Source organism: Actinocrispum wychmicini (assembly GCF_004345645.1).
Lineage (GTDB): Bacteria > Actinomycetota > Actinomycetes > Mycobacteriales > Pseudonocardiaceae > Kibdelosporangium > Kibdelosporangium wychmicini.
In genome coordinates, this window is record NZ_SLWS01000008.1 from 30,131 (window position 1) to 45,882 (window position 15,752).

Here is a 15,752-nt window from a genome sequence, read left to right on the forward strand (position 1 = left end):
GATGGAGACACGAGTGAGCAAGCCCAAGAAGACCGCTGCACAACCGCCCGAGCAGCACGTCGCTGACACCCACGACCTGATCCGCGTGCACGGCGCGCGCGAGAACAACCTCAAGGACGTCAGCATCGAGATCCCGAAGCGCCGGCTGACGGTGTTCACCGGGGTCTCCGGTTCGGGCAAGAGCTCACTCGTGTTCGACACGATCGCCGCCGAGTCGCAGCGGCTGATCAACGAGACCTACAGCGCCTTCGTGCAGGGCTTCATGCCGACGCTGGCCCGGCCGGACGTGGACGTCCTGGACGGGCTGACCACCGCGATCATCGTCGACCAGCAGCGGATGGGCGCCGACCCGCGGTCCACGGTCGGCACCGCCACCGACGCCAACGCCATGCTGCGCATCCTGTTCAGCCGGCTCGGGCAGCCGCACATCGGTTCGCCGCAAGCGTTCTCGTTCAACGTCGCGTCGATCAGCGGAGCCGGCGCGGTCACGGTGGAACGCGCCGGACACACGGTGAAGGAGCGTCGCAGCTTCAGCATCACCGGCGGGATGTGCCTGCGGTGTGAGGGCCGGGGCAAGGTCAACGACTTCGACCTGACCCAGCTCTACGACGACAGCAAGTCGCTCAACGAGGGCGCGCTCACCATCCCCGGCTACAGCATGGACGGCTGGTACGGCCGGATCTTCCGGGGCAGCGGCTTCTTCGACCCGGACAAGCCGATCCGGAAGTTCACCAAGAAGCAGCTGGGCGACCTGCTCTACAAGGAGCCGACCAAGATCAAGGTCGACGGCATCAACCTGACCTACGAGGGCCTGATCCCCAGGATCCAGAAGTCGATGCTGGCCAAGGAGGTCGACTCGCTGCAGCCGCACATCCGGGCCTTCGTGGAGCGGGTGGTCACGTTCAGCGTCTGCCCCGAGTGCGAAGGCACCCGGCTCAGCGCGGAGGCCCGGTCGTCGAAGATCAAGGGGATCAGCATCGCGGACGCGTGCGGGATGCAGATCAGCGACCTCGCCGAATGGGTCGGCGGCCTGTCCGAGCGGTCCGTCGCGCCGCTGCTCGAGTCGCTCGCGCACACCCTGGACTCGTTCGTCGAGATCGGGCTCGGCTACCTCAGCCTGGACCGCACGTCGGGCACGCTGTCCGGCGGCGAGGCGCAGCGCACCAAGATGATCCGGCATCTCGGGTCGTCGCTCACGGACGTCACGTACGTCTTCGACGAGCCGACGATCGGGCTGCACCCGCACGACATCCAGCGGATGAACGGACTGCTGCTCCGGTTGCGGGACAAGGGAAACACCGTGCTCGTGGTGGAGCACAAGCCGGAGACGATCGCGATCGCCGATCACGTCGTCGACCTTGGTCCGCGCGCCGGCGCCGAGGGTGGCGAGGTGGTGTTCGAGGGCACGGTCGAAGGGCTGCGGGCTGGGCGGACGCTCACCGGGCGGCACCTGGACGACCGCGCGTCGCTGAAACCGTCGGTCCGGACCTCGTCGAGCGTGCTGGAGATCCGCGGGGCTGACGCGAACAACCTGCGGGACGTCGACGTCGATATCCCACTGGGTGTGCTCGTCGTGGTCACCGGGGTGGCGGGCTCGGGCAAGAGTTCGCTCATCCACGGCTCAGTGTCCGACCAGGACGGTGTGGTCGCGGTCGACCAAACCCCGATCCGCGGTTCGCGGCGGAGCAACCCGGCGACGTACACCGGCATGCTTGAGCCGATCCGCAAGGCGTTCGCCAAGGCCAACGGTGTGAAGCCGGCGCTGTTCAGCGCCAACTCCGAGGGCGCCTGCCCGAACTGCAACGGCGCCGGCGTCATCTACACCGACCTGGCGATGATGGCGGGGGTCGCGGCCACCTGCGAGGAGTGCGAGGGCAAGCGGTTCGACAGTTCGGTGCTGAAGTACCACTTCGGCGGCCGGGACATCAGCGAGGTGCTCGCGATGTCGGTGACCGAGGCCGAGAAGTTCTTCGGCGCTGGCGACGCCCACACCCCGGCCGCGCACGCCATCCTGGACCGGCTCGCCGACGTCGGGCTCGGCTATCTCACCATCGGCCAGCCACTGACCACGTTGTCCGGCGGTGAGCGGCAACGCCTCAAACTGGCCACCCACATGGGCGGCAAAGGTGCCGTCTACGTCCTCGACGAGCCGACCACCGGCCTGCACCTGGCCGACGTCGAGCACCTGCTCGGCCTGCTCGACCGGTTGGTCGACGCCGGCAAGTCGGTGATCGTGATCGAGCACCACCAGGCGGTCATGGCGCACGCCGACTGGATCATCGACCTCGGCCCCGGCGCCGGCCATGACGGCGGCCGGATCGTGTTCGAGGGCACCCCGACCGACCTGGTCGCCGACCGCGCCACCCTGACCGGCGAGCACCTCGCGGCCTACGTCGGCGCCTGACGTCCGCCCGGCGCGAGGGCTCGTAGCGCGTGCTCGATGAGCGTGTCCAGGTAGGACGGCTCCGGCAGGCCGAGGTGGAAGGCCAGCCGGTGGTAGATGGGGCCGTACACCAGGTCCAGGGCCACGGTCAGGTCGGCGTCCGGATGCAGCTGCCCCTGCTCCTGGGCGCGGCGCAGCCGGTCCTCGAACTGCGCGATGTACGGGCGGATCAGGCTCTCCCGCAGCTCGGCGGCCAGGTCGGGGTCGTTCAGTGCCTCGGCGATCACCCCGGTCAGTGCGGACCGGTACGGCGGGGTGAGCAGCCGGATCACCGCGGACAGCTGGGTGTGCAGGTCGGCCTGCAGGTCGCCGGTGTCCGGGAAGTTGGCCGTCTGCCGGCCCATCTCGTAGATCGCTTCCAGGACGACCGACCCCTTGGAGGGCCACCACCGGTAGATCGTCTTCTTGCTCACCCCCGCGCGGGCGGCGATCGCCTCGATGGTGAGCCGCCCGTAGCCGTGTTCGGCGCAGAGGGCCATGGCGGCGTCGAGGGTCGCGTGACGACTGCTCTCGCTTCGGCGCAGCGCGTTCGGTGCGCTTGTCATGGATCCGTATCGTAGAGGAAACGGAACGTGTCGTGTTGACAATCTTGCCGGGTGTTGTGCATGCTCGGCGTCAAGACACGACACGTATCGTGTACCGAGCTGGAAGAGGACGATGAGCGATTTGAACGACCTGCGGTCCACCCTGCGCGGCAAGGTGCTCCTGCCCGGCGACGACGGCTTCGGCCCGGCGAGCCGGCCCTGGAACCTGGCCGTCCACCAGGATGTCTCGGCCGTGGTCGAGGCCGCCGACGTGGCGGACGTCGTCGCTCTGGTCCAGGTAGCGCGGGACCGTGGGCTGACCGTGGCGACCCAGCCGAACGGCCACGGGGCCACGGGCGACGTCCAGGGCACGATCCTGCTGCGCACCGGCAACCTCGACGACGTCCACGTGGACCCGGCCGCCCGGACGGCACGGATCGGAGCCGGGGTGAAAGGCGGCCAGATCCAGGCGGCTGCAGCCGAGCACGGCCTGACCGGACTGCCCGGCAGCTCGGCGGTGGTCAGCGTCACCGGCTACACCCTCGGCGGCGGCATGAGCTGGTTCGGCCGCAAGTACGGCTGGGCGGCCGACCACGTCATCGCCTTCGACGCCGTGACCGCCGACGGCGAGATCGTCCGGGTCACGCGGGACGAGAACGCGGACCTGTTCTGGGCACTGCGCGGCGGTGGCGGCGACTACGCCATCGTCACGGCCCTCGAGTACCGGCTGCACGAGGTGCCCGAGCTGTTCGGCGGCCGGATCGTGTGGCCGGCGGCCAAGACCGCGCAGGTGCTGGACGCCTTCCGGCGGATCACCGCCGACGCCCCCGACGAGCTGACCCTGTGGTGCGACCTGCTCCAGTTCCCCGGCGACGCCCCCGCCATGGTCGCGATCGACGCGACCTACCTGGGTGGCGAGCGGGACGCGCGGGCCCTGCTGCGTCCACTCGACGAGATCGGCGACCCGATGTCCGACACCCGCGCGGTCATCCGCGTGACGGACCTGGCCGCGATCACCGCCGAGCCCACCGACCCCGCACCCGGCATTATGCGCTCCGAGCTGCTGACCGACCTTGACTCGGCCGTCGCGGTACTGACCGCCGAGCCGATCGCCCCGTTGCTCAGTGTCCAACTGCGACACTTCGGCGGCGCGTTCGCCCGTCCCACCGCCAGCCCGGCCGGCCCACTCACCGCGGCCTACGGTGTCACCCTGTTCGGCGTTCCGTTCACGCCCGAGGTGGGGACCGCGGTACGTGCCAAGCAGGAGCAGTTGAGCCGTGCGCTGGCGCCATGGACCACGGGACGGAAGCCGTTCAACGGCCTCGCGTCGGGTGAGTCGGTCTCGGACGTCTTTGACGCCGAAACCGTCACGCGGCTTCGGGAGATCAAGCAGAAGCGGGATCCGTTGGGCGTGTTCCGGAGCAACTTCCCGGTCAACGCCTAGGACGCCTTGCCCTCACTGGGGGTGGGCAAGATCGGCTTTGGTGGTCCACACGGCGGCGACCATGACGAGCGTGACCGGTGCCGGCAGCAGGAGCAGCACCGACGCGCTCCAACTGGTCGCCGCCCACAGGCCCAGTCCCACCAAGGAGAAGACCGCGACGAACCGGACGGGCCGGCGAGCGACCAGGTGAAGCGCCGTGATCCAGAGGCGGACACCGCGCAGACCAGGCCGAGCGACGCCCAACGGCAGGACCGCAAGCAAGCCGGACAAGGTGACCACGGTCGCCGCTCCCGTCAGGGCGAGCGAGGGCAACATCCACATTGGACGCCCGCGTGACCAAACCTCCAGGGCGGCGAGGAAAAGTTCGCCGGCTCCGGCGGCGACCAAGCAATGCCGCATACCGAACAAAGCGTGCGCACGCAGTGCCCGTGCCCAGCTTCGGATGGTCGCCACCTCGTCGAAAGCGGCGGCGTTCGCGACCGCGATCAGAGCCGGGAGGAAAGGCGCGGCGAGCACGGCGTAAAGCAACACGGCGATCGGATTGACGCCTGGCACGACAAACACAGGCACGGTCGCGGCCGCGCACAACGCAGCGCTGGCGACGAGTAGTGCGGGCAGGCACGGCCATGCGCCGCGCAGAGTCGTGACAATGACTGTGTCAGAGCGCATAGCTGTCACCCCTTCAGGCCCGCTGAGGCGATGCTGGCGACGAAGCTTCGTTGGAACACCAGGAACACCACCAGAACCGGCACCACCACCGCGGTGATCGCGGCGAACACCACGACCGACGATCCACTTTGGCCGTTCTGCAGCGCGACCAGGCCGATCGGCAGCGTCATGTGCTCCGGGCTGCTGAGGAAGATCAACGGGCCGAAGTAGTTGTTCCAGGACAGTTCGAACGCCAGGATCGTCATGGCCGCGATGGCCGGCCCGGACATCGGGATGATCATTCGGAACAGGATCCACAGGTGGCCGGCGCCGTCGATCCGCGCGGCCTCGTCGAACTCGCGCGGGATCGTGTTGAAGTACTGCCGGAAGAAGAAGATCGCGAACACGTTGATCAGCGCGGGCAGCCACAGCGCGGCGAGGTTGTCGACCAGATCGAGGTTTCGCATCAACAAGAAGACCGGGATGACCGTGGTCTGCACCGGCACCATCAACGCGCTCAGCATGGCGAGCAGCAGCCCGTTGCGGCCGGGGAAGGCCAGCCGGGAGAAGGCATAGCCGGCCAACACGCTCACGAGCATCGACCCGGCCGTGGAGATGACCGCGACCACAAGGCTGTTCAACGCCATCTGTCCGAACGGGATCAACCCGTCGATGCCGGCGAAATTGTCCACTGTGAACGGTTTCGGCAGCCAGTTGGGCGGCAGTTCGAACGCGGCCCCCTCCTCGGTGAGGCTCTGCACGACCAGCCACAGCAGCGGCGCGACCATCAGCACACCCACGACCAGCAGGACCAGCCCGATCGCCACCCGCGTCGGAGTCAGCCGCCAGCGTCTCACCTTTGGTGCACCCATCGCCTCGACCCCCAGAACTGCAGCAGGGTGACCAGCATCGTCACCACGAAGACGAGCAGGGACACCGCCGACGCGTAGCCGACCTGGAACGACTGGAAACCCTTCTGGTACATGTACATGACCACGCTGATCGTGGCGTTGTCCGGCCCGCCCAGCGGGGTCACGATCTGCATCGGGTCGAAGATCTGGAACGCGCCGATGAACGTGACCACCGAGGAGAAGAAGATCGTCGGGGACATCATCGGAAGCGTTACGTGCCACAGCGTCTGCCATCCGCTCGCGCCGTCGCTGCGGGCCGCCTCGATCAGGTCCTTCGGCACGGTCTGCAGGCCGGCGAGCATGATCACGAACGTGAACCCGATGGTGTGCCAGAAGTCGATGCCGATGATCGCCGGCAGCGACCAGGCCGGGTCGGTGAACCAGTCTGGCGCCGTGACGACCTTGTTCAGATAGTACGTGCCGACCCCGAACGTCGGGTCGAGCACGTACTTCCACAGCAGCGCCACCGCCGCCCACGAGATCACGAACGGGAAGAACAGCGAAGTCCGCACGAAGTACGACAGCCACTTGTTCTTCAGGTGGTTGACACCGAGCGCCAGGAGCAGGCCGCCCACGATGTGCGTCACCATCGAGGCGGCCGTGAAGACGAAGGTGTTGCCCAAAGCCTTGTACAGCAACGGATCGGAGAACATCGTGGTGAAGTTGTCGACCCCGTTGAACTTCGCGGGGGTCAGCAGGTCCCACTGGAAGAACGCGAGGACGATCGCCGCGACCAGCGGGCCCGCGACGAAGACCACGAACAGCAGCAGGGCCGGGCTGAGAAAGAGATATCCCTCCCAGCGCCGCCGGGAACGTGCCGGGGCCGGCCGGCCCGCGCCGCCGGCCGGTCCCGGAGACTCGCGTGCCTCCGCCAACGTCGTCACAGCAGGGGCCGAAGCTGGTCGTTCGCCTCCGTCAGGGCGTCGGACACCGGCTTGAGCCCGGTGATCGCGTTCTTCCAGCCCGTGCTGATCACTTTCTGTGTCTCAGCGCCCTGTTTGGGTGACGGGATGGGCGTGCCGTAGCCGATCGCCGCCGGCAGCAACTCCGAGCCCTTGGGCGCGTTGTCCAGGAAGGACTGGCTCGCCGCGACCGTCTTCAGCGCCGGGATGTTGGTGCCGCCGATCTTCGCGTAGAACTCGGACGCCTCCGGGGACATCAGCCACTTGATGAACGTCCACGCGGCCTCTTTGTTCGTGGAACTGTTCAGGATGGGCCAGCCGTCCCAGCCGATCGGCGCGCCCTTGCCGGCCTTGGTCGGCCAGTTGACGATCCGCGTCTTGTCGACCAGGTTGAGCCGCCGGATGTCCAGGGTCGGCCACCGGCCGCCGCCGAGCGTGGCGAGTGCGCCCTTCGAGAACTGGTTCGGCGCGTCGAAACTGCCGCCCACCTTGGGTGCCAGCCCCGCGTCGATCAGTCCCTTGACGAACGTCGCCGCCTCGATCGCGGCCGGCGAGTTGTACGTCGGCGTCTTCCAGTCGGCGTCCGTCGTGCTGGCGCCGTTGGTGAGCAGCCACGGCATGATCTCGACGAACGGGAAGTCGCCACCGCCCCCGAGTGAGATCAGGTAGGCGCCGGTCTTCTCCTTGATCCGCGCGCCGGCGGCCTTGAACTCGTCCCACGTCCAGTCGCCGGTCGGAATGTCCACACCGGCCTTGGCGAACACCTCGGTGTTGCAGTACAACACGACCGCGTTGTACCCGCCGGGGATGAAGTACGTCTTGCCGTCCGGGGAGCCGTACTTGCTCGTCCACTCCCGCAGGTGCGGGTCGATGCCCGCGTAGTAGGCGTCGACGACGGCCTTGTCCTTGGCGATGAAGTCGTCCAGCGGCGCGAGCACGCCCTTGGACGACATCAGCAGCTGCCCCTCGGTGGCGACGCTGACGATGTCGTACTTCTTGCCGCCGGCGAGTTGGGTGGAGATCGTGTTGGCGAAGTTCGCCCAGTCCTTGGCCGCGATGCCGTTGGCCTTGACCGTGATCCCGGGATTGGCCTTGTTGAAGGCCGTGAACAGGTCGTTGAAAGCTTTCTGCTGGGTGGCGTCGCCCAGGTACGCCAGGCTCAACTCGCCACTGGCGCCACTCGGGCCGGACGAGCCACCACTCGAACCCGACGAGCCGCCACATCCCGCGAGGGCGGACATCGCCGGAACCGCCGCGGTGACGCCCATCAGTCGGAGCATCCCACGCCGGGACAAGGTTGCCGTTGCCATCTCGCTCCCTTCACGCCGAGGAGCTGGCTGAGTAATCGATTACTTTGACCAAGTGCCAGGAACCTAGCCGCCCCCCAGCCGCAATGTCAACATCAAGTCCCCCGACCGTGTCGCGCGTTCCCAGACAGTGTGTCGCACGTTCCCGGACCATGAAATTCCCCAACCATCGGTGGATCGCGTGGGGGTCCGGCGTTGCGTAATCGATTACTCGGGACCTAGGCTCGGGTTTCAAGATCTCCCACTTGGGCCCGGCACCGGGCTGGGAAGGGCGGCAAATCCATGACGCAGTACGCATTTCCCGAGCCGCGACCGATCGTCAGCACACCGCCGCGCACCGCCTACCTCGTCGCGAACGGCGACCTTCGCCCGTCCGCGAACGTCCAGTGCTGGCCGGTGCAGCAGCAGTTGGAAGCCGACGTGACGCGCGCGGTCGAGTCCTTCGGCTGGAACGTGGTTCGGGGCCACCCCGTCGACGAGCGCGCCGGGCATGGCTTCATCGACAGCCAGCGGCACGGCATCGACGTGTTCTCGACGCTCCCGCCGGACGCGCCGTTGCTCGTGGTCGAAGCGGTCTGGCAGTACAGCCACCACCTGCTCGCCGGACTGCGTACGCACCGCGGCCCGATCATGGTGCTCGCCAACTGGAGCGGCACGTACCCGGGCCTGGTCGGGCTCCTCGGCCTGACCGCCAGCCTCACCAAGGCGGGAGTCGATCACTCGGCACTGTGGAGCGTCGACTTCACCGACGAGTGGGCCCGTGACGGGCTGCGTACCTGGCTGGACACGGGCAAGCTCACCCACCCCACCGACCACGTCCGGCCCTTGCCGACCCTGGACGACGCGTCCACTGAGGTCGCGCTGGGCCGTGCGTTGGCCGAGGAACTGCGGCGGGACAAGGCGATCATCGGCGTGTTCGACGAAGGTTGCATGGGGATGTACAACGCGATCTTCGACGACGAACTGCTCAACCCGCTCGGCATCTACAAGGAGCGGCTGTCGCAGAGCGCGCTCGTGGCCGAGATGGACCAGGTGGGCGACGCCGAGGCCGGCGCGGCGAAGGACTGGCTGGACGCGGCCGGACTGCGGTTCGAGTTCGGCGCCGACGAGGCCAGGGAGCTGACCCGGGCGCAGGTCGGCGGCCAGCTCAAGATGTACATCGCGGCGCTGCGGATCGCCGACGACTTCGGGCTGGACGCGGTGGGCATCCAGTACCAGCAGGGCCTCAAGGACGTGGCGCCGGCCAGCGACCTCGCCGAAGGGCTGCTCAACAACGTGGAGCGGCCGCCGGTACGCAGCCGGGACGGCGCGCGGGAGCTGTACGCCGGCCGGCCGCTGCCGCACTTCAACGAGGTCGACGAAGGGGTCGCGGTCGACGCGCTGGTCACCAACCGGATCTGGACGGCGATGGGGTTCGACCCGGCGACCACGTTGCACGACATCCGCTGGGGCGAGACGTACGACGACGAGTTCGTCTGGACGTTCATGATCTCCGGCTCGGTGCCCGCGTCGCACAACGGCGGGTATCACCACTCGTACAGCCGGCGCCAGCCGCCGATGTACTTCCCGCTCGGCGGCGGCACGTTGAGCGGCTGCTCGAAGCCGGGGGAGATCGTCTGGTCGCGGGTGTACATCGAGCAGGGCCGGCTGCACGTCGACATCGGCCGTGGGCACGTCGCCGAACTGCCGGCGGAGGAGACCCAGCGCCGCCTGTCGCTCACCACGCCGGAGTGGCCGATCATGCACGCCGTACTGCATGGCGTGGGGCGTGACCAGTTGATGGCCAAGCATCGGGCCAACCACGTGCAGGTCGCGTACGCGCCTGACGCCGAGACAGCCGATCACGCCGCCACCGTCAAGGCGGCCCTGTTCGACGCGCTCGGGGTCAGTGTTCATCTCTGTGGGGACATACGTCTGACGGGAGTTGTCGAATGAGTCTGGATCGGCTGGCGTTCCTCGGCCGCGGACAGTCACGCTCGATCAGTCCGGAGAACTTCGACGGATCCAAGGGCGGCGGCGGACGCGCCACCGAGGGCACCGGGGCGGCCTGTGCCGCGGAGTTGGGTGTGGGGTGGAAGATCTCACCGAGCGTCGACATCCCCGGCGGGGCGACGTTCGAACTCGCCGCCATCGAGGGACCCGCGGTGATCACCCACATGTGGCTCACTACGCACCGTGACAACTGGCGGAGCCTGGTCCTGCGGGCCTACTGGGACGGCAGCGAGCGGCCCGCGATCGAGGTGCCGCTCGGCGACTTCTTCGGGCAGGGCTGGTGCGAGTTCGCGCAGCTGTCGTCCCAGCCGGTCGCGGTGAACCCGCACGGCGGCTTCAACTCGTACTGGCCGATGCCGTTCGCCGGCTCCGCGCGGCTCACGGTGGAGAACCTGTCGTCCGCCACGGCGACGGTCTACTACCAGATCAGCTACGAGATCGACGTGGACGTCGCCGGCACCGGCTATCTGCACACCCAGTTCCACCGCAGCAACCCGCTCCCGACCGGCCAGACCCACCCGATCGTCGACCGGGTGTCCGGCTCGGGCAAGTACGTCGGCGCCTACCTCGCGTGGGGGGTGAACCGGCCGGGCTGGTGGGGCGAGGGTGAGATCAAGTTCTACCTGGACGGTGACGACGAGTACCCCACGATCTGCGGGACCGGGACCGAGGACTACTTCGGCGGGGCGTGGAACTTCGACGTCCCCGGCTCGGGTTACACCGCCTACTCCACGCCTTACCTTGGCCTGCACCAGGTGCTGCGCCCGGACGGGCTCTACCGCAGCCAGCAGCGGTTCGGCATGTACCGTTGGCACGTCCAGGACCCGATCCGTTTCCACACCGACCTACGCGTGGACATCCAGGCACTAGGGTGGAAGTCCGGGCACCGGTATCAGCCGTTGCACGACGACATCGCGTCCACCGCTCTGTTCTATTTGGACACGCCGGCCGCGGCCGGACCGACGCTGCCGAGTCGTGACGACCTGGCGGTCGGTGGCGAACCGATGGATCCGCTCTGATGACCAACGGTTTCGACGTCCCACACATGGCGATGCCGCTGGGCGGCATCGGCACCGGGAACGTGGCGATCTGCGCGGACGGCAGCCTGCGACAGTGGCAGTTGCACAACATCGGCAACCATGCCGGCGCGCTGCCGTCGTCCTTCTTCGCGGTCCGCGCCACCCGGTGGGAGCCGCCGCTGGACACAGTTCGGATCCTGCAGTCGGTGCCGCCTGCGTCCACTGGTACTCCTCTGGTCAACGACGACGAAGTGCCGCAATGGCAACGTGATCTGCTCGCCCGGCACCCTGGGGTCGAGCGGACGACGTTCACGGCCACGTATCCTGAGGCGACTGTCCGGTACGAGGACTCCTTGCTACCGTTGGAAATCACGCTGCACGCGTTCACTCCGCTCGTGCCGCTTGATGTCGATGCCAGCTCGATCCCGGCGGCGATGTTCACGTTCCGGCTGGTGAACACCGACTCGTTGGACATCCACGGCAGCCTAGGGATCGCGGTGCAGAACGCGGTCGGCTGGGACGGCATCAGCCCGATCGAAGGTGTGCGCGGGGCAGGCTATGGCGGCAACGTCAACCGGCTGCGCAGGGCTGATGGGTGGACCGCGGTGGAGTTGGAGAATGTCGCGTTGGCCGACGACGCGCCTGGTGCCGGTGGGCTTGTGCTGGCGGCCGACTCTGACGATGCGTCGGTTTTGTTGCAGTGGCGGGATCCTGACGAGTTTGTTGCGTTCTTGCGTTCGCGTGCTTTGGCCAGTGGCGCGCCTCGGTTGGCTTATGCGCCGGGAACGCCTGATCCGCAACGGCATGCTCCGGCGAGCGCGGTCGGTCCGAGTCCGGCGGGGGATACGTGGAATACAGGTATCGCCGTGCCGTTTCAGCTCGCTCCGGGCGAGACTCGGGAGATTCGGGTGGCGCTCACCTGGCATTTTCCCAACCGGTACGTCAACTTCGAGCAGTTCGGGCCGGCGCGTCCGGAGTGGGGCCGCTCGAAGTTCTGGCTTGGCAACCATTATGCGACGCGTTACACCGACGCGCGGGATGTGTTCTCCCGTGTTCGGAGTGAGTGGAATTCGTTGCGTGCCGCGACTGAGGAGTGGACGGGCACGCTGACCCGTTCGGGGCTTGATGCCGAGGCGGTCACGCATCTCGCGGCTCAACTTGTGCCGATCCGTAGTCCTACTTGTTTTCGTGCGGCGGACGGGCGTTTCTTCGGTTTCGAGGGGACGCTCGGCGCTTCGACCGTGATGTGGTCGGGGGCTTTCGGCGGTTCCTGCCCGTTGAACTGTACGCACGTGTGGAACTACGCGCAGGCGTTGGCAAAGGTGTTCCCTGAGTTGGAACGCGATATGCGGTCGACGGAGTTCGAGATCATGCAGGCACCGGAGGGCTTTGTCCCGCACCGGGTCATCGCGCCTGCCTATCTGCGGCAGCTGTGGGACTCGCCGATCGGCGGTCCCGATCAGCCGGCGCTCGACGGAATGCTTGGCACGGTCCTGAAAACGTACCGCGAATACCGCGCTGGCGCGGGACTCGACTGGCTACGACGCTATTGGCCTTCTCTGGTCCGGCTGATGCGTCACGTCGACAGCACCTGGAATGTCACCGGGACGGGAATGCTCACAGGTGTTCAGCCGAGCACCCACGACATAGACCTGGCCGGCCTGAACACCTTCCAGGGCACCCTGTGGCTCGCCGCCCTGAGGGCCGCCGAAGAAATGGCCCGCCTGGTGGACTCCAAAGCCGCCGACAACTACCGCGCCACGTTCGAACAAGCCAGTCACGCCTACGATTCGGCATTGTTCAACGGCGAGTACTACGTGCAACAACTCCAACCAGGCGACAACACCGACTACCAATGGGTCAACGGCTGCCTCGCCGACCAACTCATCGGCCAATGGTGGGCCCACCAACTAGGCCTCGGCCACCTACTACCACCCGACCACATCCAAACCGCACTGCGCTCAATCGTCAAACACAACCTGCGCCACGGATTCCGCGATTTCGTTCACCCATACCGAAGCTTCGCCGACACAGACGACACCGGACTCCTCGTCTGCACCTGGCCCCACGGCGGCCGCCCCCCAGTCCCCACCCGATACGCCGACGAAGTCTGGACCGGCACCGAATACCAAGTCGCCGCCCACTGCCTGTGGGAAGGCCTGGCAGAGGAAGCCCAACTCATCCTCGACGCCCTGTGGGCACGGTACAACGGACAACGACGTAACCCGTACAACCAGATCGAATGCGGCGACCACTACGTTCGTGCCATGGCCGGGTGGTCGGTGTTGGAGGCGCTCGCCGGGTTCAGCGAGGACGCTTCGGCTGGGGTGTTCAGGTTTCGGCGTCCGGAGTGGTCGGTTCCTTTTGTCGCCAGTGGAGGTTGGGGTTTGTGGTCTCCGTCTTCGGCTGGGCTCACCCTTGAATGCACCGGCGGTCGGTTGGAGATTCGGGAGCTGCTGATCTCAGGTGACTCTGCCTCCGGTTACCGCGCCTTCCTTGATGGTTCTGCCTTGCCGCTGCGCTTCTCTCGGGATGCTTCTGGGGTTCGGGTTGGGTTTTCGGAGAGGGTTGCTTTGGTGCGTGGGCAGGTTCTTGCTTTGGCTTTGTAGGCCGATGTAACGGCTTGCTTGCCGCTGCCAGTCTCTCGGGCTGCCAAAGACAGGTCGCTCGCCGCTCGGGCAGGCCGCCAAGAGGGAGTCTGTTGTCGTATTTTGCTGGTGTGGTTGGGTTGTTTGGTCGTGGTGTCTCCCTCCCGTGTGGCCTGCCCAAGGGAATCGCATCTGCCAGGTGGGGTCCAGCTTGGTCTTCCGGTCCGTATGGCTTCCGTCTTTTGTTGGGTTTCGTAGGCGGACCTCCCTCGGGTTCCGTGGGTGTGGACCCCACCTGGCAGATGCGATTGGCTTCGCCCAGGCCACACGGGAGGGAGACACCACTCGGGCCAGGTTTGCTGCGCGGGCAAGCGCTTCGCGCTCCGACCGTGCTGTGTGGACACGAGGATTGCAGGGCTTGCCCCCCAGTGCGGCCGGTCATGCCGCACTGGGGATGGGCGCGTGGATGTGATTGCGTCTTGGTGTTCGTGACGCGTCCACATAGGTTGGCGGGATGAACCATGGTCTCTCGTCGATCATCTTCACCGCCCAGTCACTGTTGTGCACCAACCGATGGTGCTGGGGGCAGAGTAGCGCCATGTTGTCCATTGTGGTCGGTCCACCCTGCGCCCAATGCGCGACATGATGAGCGTCGCAGACGCTGCTTGGTCGTTCGCATCCGGGGAAGGCGCATCCTTTGTCTCGTAGGTAGAGTCCGCGTCGGATGTGGGCTGGGGCGGCGTAGGCTGGGACTGCCACATCCAACGGTTTGGAGTCGCCGTCGAGGACGGCGGGCAGGATGTGCGCATCGCAGGCGAGGCGCCTGGCTTCTCGGGCGGTCATCCGTGGATCGCTGGAGAGCAGCACGTCGTCCAGGGACTGCTGTAGTTGTTCGAAGGAGATGGTGACGGCAACTTCGGTGCGGACGCCGTTGTGGGCGGGCAGGTCCGGGCAGTTGGCCGCCATCCGCAGCACATCCGCGAACGCGTCCCCAGCCCGCTCGGCATACCCTCGGGTGTCGCCGCCTTCGGGGTGCGGCTTCTCGAACGGCTTGAGCAGGTTCTCGAACAGCTGGGCCGATTCGAGGTCCAGGTGACCCTTGAACTCCATGCTGCCGTCCCGCCGGATGTGCCGACGCAGCATCCGCTCTGGCCGGATCGGCTCTTCCTCCGGTGGTGGCGGCCCATCCGGGTCGACGATGTCGCGGACTCGGGCGCCGAATCGGAGTAGGGCTTTCGGGTCGTCCTCGGCGGCGCGGGTCAGCATGACTTGCTCGGCTGTGGCGCGTTGTTCGGCGTCCAGGTGTGGCAAGTCAGCGAGGGTTGTGCGGATGGCGTCCACGTGTTCGGAGTCGACTTCGCCGCGCGTCAACGCTTCAGCGGTCTGGGGCAACGCTGGGTCGATCACCGACCCGGTGGGGGTGGTGGTGGCGTGCAGGTCGTGGGCTTGGGCGAGTTGGTGGCGGGCTTCGGTGCGACTGAGCCGAGCAGTGTGCATCAACAGCGCGGCAGTGTTGCTGTAGCCGAGTTTCGTGGCGACGCCACGGTTTTCCATTTCGGCCACCAGGCGGAGTTCCTCGGCGTATAGTTGACGGCGGCGTTGGACCACAGCGGTGTGGGCGTTGACCAGCTCGGTGTCGCTGGTCTGCCATAGTGGCACTGTGGTGTCCATGCAACGATTCTATCGAACATCGAGGATGAATGTGTTGGGGTATATAGCTTTTCGCTATCGGCGAACAATGAATTCGCGGCCAGAGAAGGTGTTGCTCTCTGTGCACGGGATCTAGAGTAGGTGCAGGACTCAGAGCCTGAAGTCAGGCCAAGCACGTGAAGCGGGAATCGGAGCCGGATGCCAGCCCTGAAACGAAGCAGGAACCTGAGGGTGAAGCGGATGCCCGCATAGCAACTCGACACGAGGAAGTGTGGGCCCGCACGCAACTTGGCGCGAGGAAGTGTGTGCCCGGGTAGCAACCTG

11 protein-coding genes are annotated in these 15,752 nt (G+C 66.8%); 5 read left to right on the plus strand and 6 right to left on the minus strand.

The annotated features are described in order from the left end of the window. The first annotated feature begins 1 nt into the window (after position 1). Complete coding sequence (locus EV192_RS33170; protein WP_132122548.1) at positions 2-2,404, plus strand: ATP-binding cassette domain-containing protein; 2,403 nt, start codon at positions 2-4, stop codon at positions 2,402-2,404. Here the strand turns inward: EV192_RS33170 and EV192_RS33175 are convergent. Continuing rightward, the gene (locus EV192_RS33175) at positions 2,389-2,988 is read right to left on the minus strand and encodes a TetR/AcrR family transcriptional regulator (RefSeq protein ID WP_132122549.1); all 600 of its coding nucleotides are present in this window, start codon (positions 2,986-2,988) and stop codon (positions 2,389-2,391) included. The two genes, EV192_RS33170 and EV192_RS33175, sit on opposite strands and share 16 nt — an antisense overlap. A gap of 112 nt (positions 2,989-3,100) precedes the next feature. Here EV192_RS33175 and EV192_RS33180 point away from each other — a divergent pair, with 112 nt between their 5' ends. Continuing rightward, positions 3,101-4,411, plus strand: coding sequence for an FAD-binding oxidoreductase (locus EV192_RS33180; protein WP_132122550.1), 1,311 nt, complete (start codon positions 3,101-3,103; stop codon positions 4,409-4,411). 12 nt (positions 4,412-4,423) lie between these two features. On the opposite strand, the gene EV192_RS33185 is transcribed toward EV192_RS33180, so the two are convergent. The 4 genes from EV192_RS33185 to EV192_RS33200 are packed head-to-tail and all read right to left on the minus strand — an operon-like array spanning position 4,424 to position 8,182. Then, on the minus strand, positions 4,424-5,080 hold the full coding sequence (locus EV192_RS33185; RefSeq protein ID WP_132122551.1) for a hypothetical protein: 657 nt from the start codon (positions 5,078-5,080) through the stop codon (positions 4,424-4,426). A 5-nt stretch (positions 5,081-5,085) separates the two neighbouring features. Further along, positions 5,086-5,916 (minus strand): carbohydrate ABC transporter permease, encoded by an 831-nt coding sequence (locus tag EV192_RS33190; RefSeq protein ID WP_207926345.1) that lies wholly within the window; start codon positions 5,914-5,916, stop codon positions 5,086-5,088. Continuing rightward, on the minus strand, positions 5,913-6,854 hold the full coding sequence (locus EV192_RS33195; protein WP_207926346.1) for a carbohydrate ABC transporter permease: 942 nt from the start codon (positions 6,852-6,854) through the stop codon (positions 5,913-5,915). Before EV192_RS33195 ends, EV192_RS33190 begins: the two co-directional genes overlap by 4 nt. After that, positions 6,851-8,182 (minus strand): ABC transporter substrate-binding protein, encoded by a 1,332-nt coding sequence (locus tag EV192_RS33200; RefSeq protein ID WP_207926347.1) that lies wholly within the window; start codon positions 8,180-8,182, stop codon positions 6,851-6,853. The genes EV192_RS33195 and EV192_RS33200 overlap by 4 nt, the downstream gene beginning before the upstream one ends. Before the next feature lie 279 nt (positions 8,183-8,461). Between EV192_RS33200 and EV192_RS33205 the strand changes: the two genes are divergently transcribed. Genes EV192_RS33205 through EV192_RS33215 form a run of 3 tightly spaced genes read left to right on the plus strand, consistent with a single transcriptional unit; the run spans position 8,462 to position 13,799 of the window. Next, a complete protein-coding gene (locus tag EV192_RS33205; RefSeq protein WP_132122553.1) occupies positions 8,462-10,114 on the plus strand; it encodes a fucose isomerase in 1,653 nt (550 codons plus the stop codon). Continuing rightward, complete coding sequence (locus tag EV192_RS33210; RefSeq protein ID WP_132122554.1) at positions 10,111-11,190, plus strand: glycoside hydrolase family 172 protein; 1,080 nt, start codon at positions 10,111-10,113, stop codon at positions 11,188-11,190. The genes EV192_RS33205 and EV192_RS33210 overlap by 4 nt, the downstream gene beginning before the upstream one ends. Before the next feature lie 32 nt (positions 11,191-11,222). After that, positions 11,223-13,799, plus strand: a complete 2,577-nt coding sequence (locus tag EV192_RS33215) for a GH116 family glycosyl-hydrolase (protein WP_243727279.1) — start codon at positions 11,223-11,225, stop codon at positions 13,797-13,799. A gap of 417 nt (positions 13,800-14,216) precedes the next feature. On the opposite strand, the gene EV192_RS33220 is transcribed toward EV192_RS33215, so the two are convergent. After that, complete coding sequence (locus tag EV192_RS33220) at positions 14,217-15,449, minus strand: HNH endonuclease signature motif containing protein (protein ID WP_132122556.1); 1,233 nt, start codon at positions 15,447-15,449, stop codon at positions 14,217-14,219. Between the last annotated feature and the right edge of the window lie 303 nt (positions 15,450-15,752).

Excerpts from the sequence above, each read along its gene's own strand:
- EV192_RS33210 (WP_132122554.1), top strand. The coding sequence starts at position 10,111 with ATGAGTCTGGATCGGCTGGCGTTCCTCGGCCGCGGACAGTCACGCTCG.
- EV192_RS33170 (WP_132122548.1), top strand. The coding sequence starts at position 2 with ATGGAGACACGAGTGAGCAAGCCCAAGAAGACCGCTGCACAACCGCCC.
- EV192_RS33220 (WP_132122556.1), bottom strand. The coding sequence starts at position 15,449 with ATGGACACCACAGTGCCACTATGGCAGACCAGCGACACCGAGCTGGTC.
- EV192_RS33175 (WP_132122549.1), bottom strand. The coding sequence starts at position 2,988 with ATGACAAGCGCACCGAACGCGCTGCGCCGAAGCGAGAGCAGTCGTCAC.
- EV192_RS33200 (WP_207926347.1), bottom strand. The coding sequence starts at position 8,182 with ATGGCAACGGCAACCTTGTCCCGGCGTGGGATGCTCCGACTGATGGGC.
- EV192_RS33205 (WP_132122553.1), top strand. The coding sequence starts at position 8,462 with ATGACGCAGTACGCATTTCCCGAGCCGCGACCGATCGTCAGCACACCG.
- EV192_RS33215 (WP_243727279.1), top strand. The coding sequence starts at position 11,223 with ATGCCGCTGGGCGGCATCGGCACCGGGAACGTGGCGATCTGCGCGGAC.
- EV192_RS33180 (WP_132122550.1), top strand. The coding sequence starts at position 3,101 with ATGAGCGATTTGAACGACCTGCGGTCCACCCTGCGCGGCAAGGTGCTC.
- EV192_RS33185 (WP_132122551.1), bottom strand. The coding sequence starts at position 5,080 with ATGCGCTCTGACACAGTCATTGTCACGACTCTGCGCGGCGCATGGCCG.